The sequence below is a fragment of the Oleiphilus sp. HI0117 genome (assembly GCF_001635235.1).
This window is the reverse complement of record NZ_LWGA01000793.1, coordinates 1-5,967: the sequence shown is the minus strand read 5'-3', so window position 1 is coordinate 5,967 and position 5,967 is coordinate 1. Positions and strand designations below refer to the sequence as shown.

The 5,967-nt window shown below is 42.5% G+C and carries 7 protein-coding genes; 4 read left to right on the top strand and 3 right to left on the bottom strand.

The window, feature by feature from the left end:
* Positions 1 to 382 precede the first annotated feature (382 nt).
* Both A3757_RS12975 and A3757_RS12970 read left to right on the top strand, forming a co-directional pair.
* Complete coding sequence (locus A3757_RS12975; protein WP_197470033.1) at positions 383 to 628, top strand: hypothetical protein; 246 nt, start codon at positions 383 to 385, stop codon at positions 626 to 628.
* A 140-nt stretch (positions 629 to 768) separates the two neighbouring features.
* Complete coding sequence (locus A3757_RS12970) at positions 769 to 1,392, top strand: helix-hairpin-helix domain-containing protein (protein WP_068514185.1); 624 nt, start codon at positions 769 to 771, stop codon at positions 1,390 to 1,392.
* Between the two features lie 149 nt (positions 1,393 to 1,541).
* On the opposite strand, the gene A3757_RS12965 is transcribed toward A3757_RS12970, so the two are convergent.
* Positions 1,542 to 2,264 carry a YdiY family protein gene (locus A3757_RS12965; RefSeq protein ID WP_068509581.1) on the bottom strand — a complete coding sequence of 241 codons (723 nt, stop codon included), beginning with the start codon at positions 2,262 to 2,264 and terminating at the stop codon, positions 1,542 to 1,544.
* A gap of 86 nt (positions 2,265 to 2,350) precedes the next feature.
* Complete coding sequence (locus A3757_RS12960) at positions 2,351 to 3,187, bottom strand: mechanosensitive ion channel family protein (RefSeq protein ID WP_068514182.1); 837 nt, start codon at positions 3,185 to 3,187, stop codon at positions 2,351 to 2,353.
* Between the two features lie 203 nt (positions 3,188 to 3,390).
* Here A3757_RS12960 and A3757_RS12955 point away from each other — a divergent pair, with 203 nt between their 5' ends.
* Complete coding sequence (locus tag A3757_RS12955; RefSeq protein WP_068514179.1) at positions 3,391 to 4,668, top strand: O-acetylhomoserine aminocarboxypropyltransferase/cysteine synthase family protein; 1,278 nt, start codon at positions 3,391 to 3,393, stop codon at positions 4,666 to 4,668.
* Positions 4,669 to 4,745: 77 nt separating this feature from the next.
* On the opposite strand, the gene A3757_RS25735 is transcribed toward A3757_RS12955, so the two are convergent.
* Positions 4,746 to 4,907: a hypothetical protein gene (locus A3757_RS25735; RefSeq protein WP_156490459.1), complete on the bottom strand. Its 162-nt coding sequence runs from the start codon at positions 4,905 to 4,907 to the stop codon at positions 4,746 to 4,748.
* A gap of 455 nt (positions 4,908 to 5,362) precedes the next feature.
* On the opposite strand from A3757_RS25735, the gene A3757_RS12950 reads away from it, so the two are divergent.
* Positions 5,363 to 5,878: a helix-turn-helix domain-containing protein gene (locus A3757_RS12950; protein ID WP_068509360.1), complete on the top strand. Its 516-nt coding sequence runs from the start codon at positions 5,363 to 5,365 to the stop codon at positions 5,876 to 5,878.
* Positions 5,879 to 5,967: the final 89 nt, after the last annotated feature.

Sequence of the window (5,967 nt, the reverse complement as noted above, 5' to 3'; positions counted from 1 at the left end):
GACTTATGTGACAGTTTGATGACAATTTAAGTCCTGAGGTTCAAATACTTTGTATTTCCGGTTATGTAGGTCTAGGATAGATATTGACGTAGTGACGTCATTACGTCAATTAATGTTATTTACACAAAGAAAGGTGATTTACCATGTCTAAGAAAACAAAATCTATCAAGAAAGAGATCAAAGCGCGTAAAGCTAAAGTAGCCAAGCAGACTAAGAAAATCAGCAAGCTGAAAAAGGCGCTGAAGAAGGCTTAATGTGCCATCTTGAAGCTAATGTAGGGGCGCGATAATTCGCGCCTTTGCCTTTTATGGTGCTCGGCAATATGGATGAATGGATGTTACTATGCCGTTTATAGGGTAGTGAAACGACAAGGGGTCTCTTTATGAGTCGCAAGAGTACAGATAAGAAAACCGATGCAGTGTCGAAAGGTACGGCTAAGACTCCTCAGCTTGATCAAGTGCATGCATCCGAGAAAAAAGAGAAGGCTAAGAAAAATACCTCCCTACGTTTAGATAAGAAAACATTGAAAGCACTGAAGATTATTGCGATAGAGCAAGAAACGAGTATACAAAAGCTAATTGAGAGCTTGGTAAAGGACTATATTAAAGAACATGGCAAATTGGATTAGTTGAATCTGCCATGTTAGAAATTATAAAAATACCATTAGTGCACGTGATTTTAGTTGTTATGCTCTAAAAAAAACGTGTAACTTTTATACTGTTTAGTATTTATTGTTTAATTTGTTTGTAGTTTTAATAGGGGTGAAGCATGGGTAAAACGTCAAAGAAGATTGATAAGAAAGTTTCTCAGGTTAAAGAGCTGAGCAATGACTTGTTGAAAGATATCAACAAGAAAGTTACTTCAACTAAGAAAGATTTACAGAAGCAGGTTGATGATTTGACTGCACAAGTAAACGAGTTGCGTGAAGAGGCGACTAAGCCTGCAACAAAGTGGTTGAAGAAAATCGAGAAGCAGTATCAAAAGCAGCTAAATAAGCAGCAGAAAGAATTTGAAGAGCGTGCTGAAGCTTTGCTAGAGACTAAGAATAAGCTGGTTGGTCAACTTGAAGATGCATTAAGCAAGCTTCCTCTGGCGGATAAGATTATGCCAGCGCCAAAGACGCCTGCTAAAAAAGCCAAAGCAACTGTTAAGAAGGCGGCGACTACTGCTAAAGCAAAAGCGTCAACAGCAACTAAGAAAGCCACTGGTGCAGCTAAGTCTGGTATTTCTTCGATGAAAGGTGTTGGCCCTGCGACGGTTAAGAAATTGAATGCAGCGGGATTTAATAGCTTGGAAGATATCGTTAATGCACCTGCCGATAAGTTGGCTGAGTTCAAATCAGTACGCGGCTCAGACTCTTGGGTTGAGCAAGCTAAAGAATTGTTGAAGTAAGCGTTTCAAGCTTCAATAAAAAAGGCAGCGATTAAGCTGCCTTTTTTGTATCTGAAATTTCAGATTGATACTTTCTTTTCTGCTGTAGGCAGAGCCTTGCGCGGCTCGCTGGCGGGTTAGCACCATCGCTGCCTACATAAAAAGTAATGCTACAGCTTATAGACTAACGTGACAGACGTTTCACGATCAGTTTTATCAGCACCTGCTGGAACATCAGAACTATGCTTAATGGTGTAACCAACCTTCATTGACAAGGCTTCTTGCACCTGACTGGTTAAGGAGATACCAAAACGTGTCACAGTGTTACTGTCGCCGGCTTCTGTATTCAGGAACTGGTCAAGGCTAGATGTTTCATTGAATTTCCAAGAGAAGATCTCAGCTGCACGAATAATGCTATCTTCTTCGTTATTGCCATTGTTGTCTTCGATCACACGATAACCAGGCGCAAGCTCGAAATTCAATTCCATATTATCTTCTGCAATAGCTTTATAGCCTAAACCCAGTGCGATAGAGGTTTGATGGTCAAAACCGCTAAAGCGATCCTTTTCCCACGAGATGACGCCAAGCGCATAAGCTCTATCAGAGAGCTTTCGGTCAGACTGCGCTTCAGCAAAATATCTTTCTGCAGAACTTACGTCATTTGATGAGCTGTTAAGCGCCTCTAGTTGAAGTGTGTGCTTCCAATCAGTGTATTCAGTTGAAGCATTAAATTTGGCATTTAGTGTTTCTGTATCCGAGTTGCCGCTGGTCATCACAAAACCAAGTTCAGCCGTTGCATCCCAGTTAGGTTCAGAGACCTCTTCAGCGTTTACTGTGGCGCTTAGGCTTGTAGAGATGAGAGCAATTGCTGTGGCAAGTTTAAGGTGTTGCATAGTATTTCTTCCTTTCATAAAGCTTGGCTAAGATACGATTCAATTTTGGCCGTATCTTAGCGATTTACTAGAGTAATGTCTCTTGTTTATGCTACTTGATGCATATATACATCTTGTTGTGGGTAGGGGATTGAAATGCCGTGCGCATCAAATGCTTTCTTCACGCCTTCTTGCATATCAAAGAATACACCCCAGTAGTCGCTAGTGTTGACCCATAAGCGGACTGTAAAGTTAACCGAGCTGTCGGCAAGTTCTGCAACGACAAATACAGGAGCCGGGTCTTTGAGTACTCGGGCATCATGACTGGCGAGTGACTTCAGCAGAGACTTGGCCTGGTCAATATCGTCGCCATAGCCAATGCCAAAGCTCAGATCGACTCGGCGAGTAGTTTCTTTATTAATATTCACCATGCTGCTGCTCGAAAGAGAGCCATTTGGAATGATGACGACTCGGTTGTCGCCCGTCTTTAGAATGGTGTTGAAAATCTGAATTTCAGATACGCTTCCGATGTAGCCCTGAGCTTCAATCAGGTCTCCTACCTTGAAAGGCTTGAATAGCAGAATGACAACGCCTCCGGCGAAGTTGGCTAGGCTTCCTTGAAGAGCTAGGCCAACAGCTAAGCCGGCAGCACCGAGTACTGCCACAAATGATGTTGTCTCGATGCCGACCATCGAGGCAACTGAAATCAACAAGACTACTTTCAGAATAACTGAAAGAATGCTGCAGACGAATTGACCAAGCGTCGCATCGACCTTGCTTGTGAGATTGTTGTTAAGAGTGCGTATGAAGCGATTGATGACCCATAGGCCGATGATGAGCGTAACGATCGCTAAGACCAGTTTGGGGCCGTAACTTAAGCTGAGTGTGTAGGCTGTCTGTAACAGCTCTTGAATCTGATCGCTGCTTTGATTGATATCTTCCATTTAAGCTTCCTTGATTAAGTAAAAAAGTGAGTTTGAAATTTAAATTCAGAAGCATAGACAGAAGCAAAAGAGAAAAAGTCACAAAGAAAGTTTATTTATATTTCATTGATCTGAGTGCGTGTGTGTTATTGGGAATTGATCTATGATTCTTTGTTCCGGTGTCCCGTATTCGCCAACATTCATCATTATTGCCGAGGATTAAAATGAAAGACGATACCATCGCAATTCATCACGGATATGAAACAGACCCTACAACCAAGTCCGTAGCAACACCTATTTACCAGACAGTCGCATACGAGTTTGATAATGCTCAACATGGTGCTGACTTATTTGACCTGGCTGTACCGGGTAATATCTACACGCGAATAATGAACCCCACTAACGATGTGCTTGAAAAAAGAGTAGCGGAGTTAGAAAAAGGTATTGCGGCCTTGGCTGTGAGTGCTGGCAGTGCTGCCATTCATTACGCGATTATAACGATCGCCAGCAAGGGCAAGAATATTGTTTCAGTACCTCAGCTCTATGGCGGTACTTATACACTTTTCAAGCATATGCTGCCGAGCCAGGGAATTGATGTACGTTTCGCTGAAGATGATAAGCCTGAGTCCTTAGCAAAGCTGATTGATGAAAATACCGCAGCCGTTTATTGCGAGAGTATTGGTAACCCCGCGGGTAATGTTATCGATCTGGAAGGCATGGCGAAGATTGCGCATGATAAGGGGGTGCCGCTTATCGTTGATAATACAGTTGCCACGCCAGCTTTATGTAAGCCTATTGAGTATGGGGCAGATATTGTTGTTCATTCGCTTACCAAGTATATGGGTGGGCATGGTAATTCGTTAGGCGGGATTGTCGTTGACTCAGGAAACTTCCCCTGGGCGGAGCATGCTGAACGATTCCCTATGTTGAACGAGCCAGAACCTGCTTACCATGGCGTGATCTATACCGAGGCAATGGGGCCAGCAGCTTTTATTGGACGATGCCGGACAGTTCCTTTGCGTAATACCGGGGCGGCCTTATCACCTATGAATGCCTTTTTATTGCTTCAGGGAATTGAAACGCTAGGTCTTCGTATGGAACGTCATTGTGAAAACGCAATAAAAGTGGCCGAATTTCTAGAAGGGCACGATCTAGTTGAGTGGGTTGGTTATGGTGGCTTGCCCTCAGATGAGAACCATGAGCTAGCCAAAAAATATATGAAAGGTACACCGTCGGCCATTATGACCTTTGGAATTAAAGGTGGTTTAGAGGCAGGTACGCGTTTCTATGATGCCTTGGCACTGTTTAAGCGTTTGGTAAATATTGGTGATGCTAAATCATTGTCGTGTCATCCTGCTTCGACAACGCACAGGCAAATGACAGAGGAAGAACAGAAAGTCGCGGGTGTTACGCCTGAAATGATTCGACTATCAATCGGTATCGAGCATATCGATGACATTCTTGAAGATTTGGAGCAAGCACTGAAGGCTTCGGTAGGCTAGAACGAAAGAGGCTGCTATGTAGCAGCCTCAATTTTTCTATCTCAATTTTACTCGCTCAATAGAGCGGCGATCTTAGCTTAGGCGTGGCAGTTAGTGTCTTTTTCGCCTTGGCTTGTATTAGAGATAGCGTCTTCATTGTTAGCTTTTTTCTTTTGGATGCCGTGGTTAATAATAAATGAAAAACCGACAACCATTGCAACCGTTACGATAAGGCTAGTAAAAAATGGAAATCCAAACATAATTTTATTCCTCTTAATGTCTATTTAAAGACTACAGCGCAAGTATTGGCGCTTCGATAAATACAAGTAAACTCATGAAGGAATACGAACTGCAAGCTCAGTCTAAGTCGCCTGCTTCTAATTCCAAATCAATGTTTCTAATCCCTAGTTCGTAATCAATCCATTTAGAAATAGCTTTCATGATGCTCATAAGCGAGTCCTCACTATTTGGTGGATTAGACAAATATGGCTTAGGGTAAAAATGCCAAATTCATCACGGTTCCGTTTTGGAACCTTGTGTAAAGTATATGGTTCCATAATAGAACTCGTCAAGTGAATCTATTGTGACGACTTGCTAAAATACTGTTCTATTTCTGGTATAATGGCTTTGTTTGATTTAGATCAACTTTGTATATTGGAACAGTGGCTAGTCTTATTAGGCGCGAATAATTCAAATAAAATGCAAAGAGGTAGCTATGCGTTGGGAAGAGATTGACTCTCAGGTTTGTTCAATTGCTAGAGCATTATCAATATTTGGTGATCGTTGGACGCTGTTAATCATCCGGGACGCATTTCGCCGCGTCAGGCGCTTCTCAGAGTTTCAAAAATCTTTAGGGATAACCCGCCATCGTTTGTCTGACCGTCTAAATCGTTTGGTGGAAGCTGAGGTTTTAACCAAAGTCTTATATGACGAGAAGATGTCTCGTTATGAATACCATTTAACTGAGAAAGGAATGGATCTTTATCCGGTGCTGATGACGGTTGTTCAATGGGGTGACAAGTGGCTATGTGATGGTGACGGTGCACCGATTATGTTCCAGCATAAAACTTGTGGTCATGTTTCCAGCCCTCGTTTTGCTTGCGATCATTGTGCACATGACTTACATGCCAGGGATATGAAGCCAGTATTAGGGCCAGGTGTAGAGAAGAAATTGGAGCGAGGGGAGTTAACGACAGATGACCCCGAGCATATTCATGACATTGTTTATTGAGTATAAGTACTCAGAGTCTCGATGAGATTGTTGTAAAGATAATAGTGGCGAGCATATCGCTTGATCTGAATTTAGTTAAGTAATAAATC

Bases quoted from the DNA above. Each gene is read 5' to 3' on its own strand.
- A3757_RS12960 (WP_068514182.1), bottom strand. From the start codon at position 3,187: ATGGAAGATATCAATCAAAGCAGCGATCAGATTCAAGAGCTGTTACAG.
- A3757_RS25735 (WP_156490459.1), bottom strand. From the start codon at position 4,907: ATGTTTGGATTTCCATTTTTTACTAGCCTTATCGTAACGGTTGCAATG.
- A3757_RS12950 (WP_068509360.1), top strand. From the start codon at position 5,363: ATGCGTTGGGAAGAGATTGACTCTCAGGTTTGTTCAATTGCTAGAGCA.
- A3757_RS12965 (WP_068509581.1), bottom strand. From the start codon at position 2,264: ATGCAACACCTTAAACTTGCCACAGCAATTGCTCTCATCTCTACAAGC.
- A3757_RS12975 (WP_197470033.1), top strand. From the start codon at position 383: ATGAGTCGCAAGAGTACAGATAAGAAAACCGATGCAGTGTCGAAAGGT.
- A3757_RS12970 (WP_068514185.1), top strand. From the start codon at position 769: ATGGGTAAAACGTCAAAGAAGATTGATAAGAAAGTTTCTCAGGTTAAA.
- A3757_RS12955 (WP_068514179.1), top strand. From the start codon at position 3,391: ATGAAAGACGATACCATCGCAATTCATCACGGATATGAAACAGACCCT.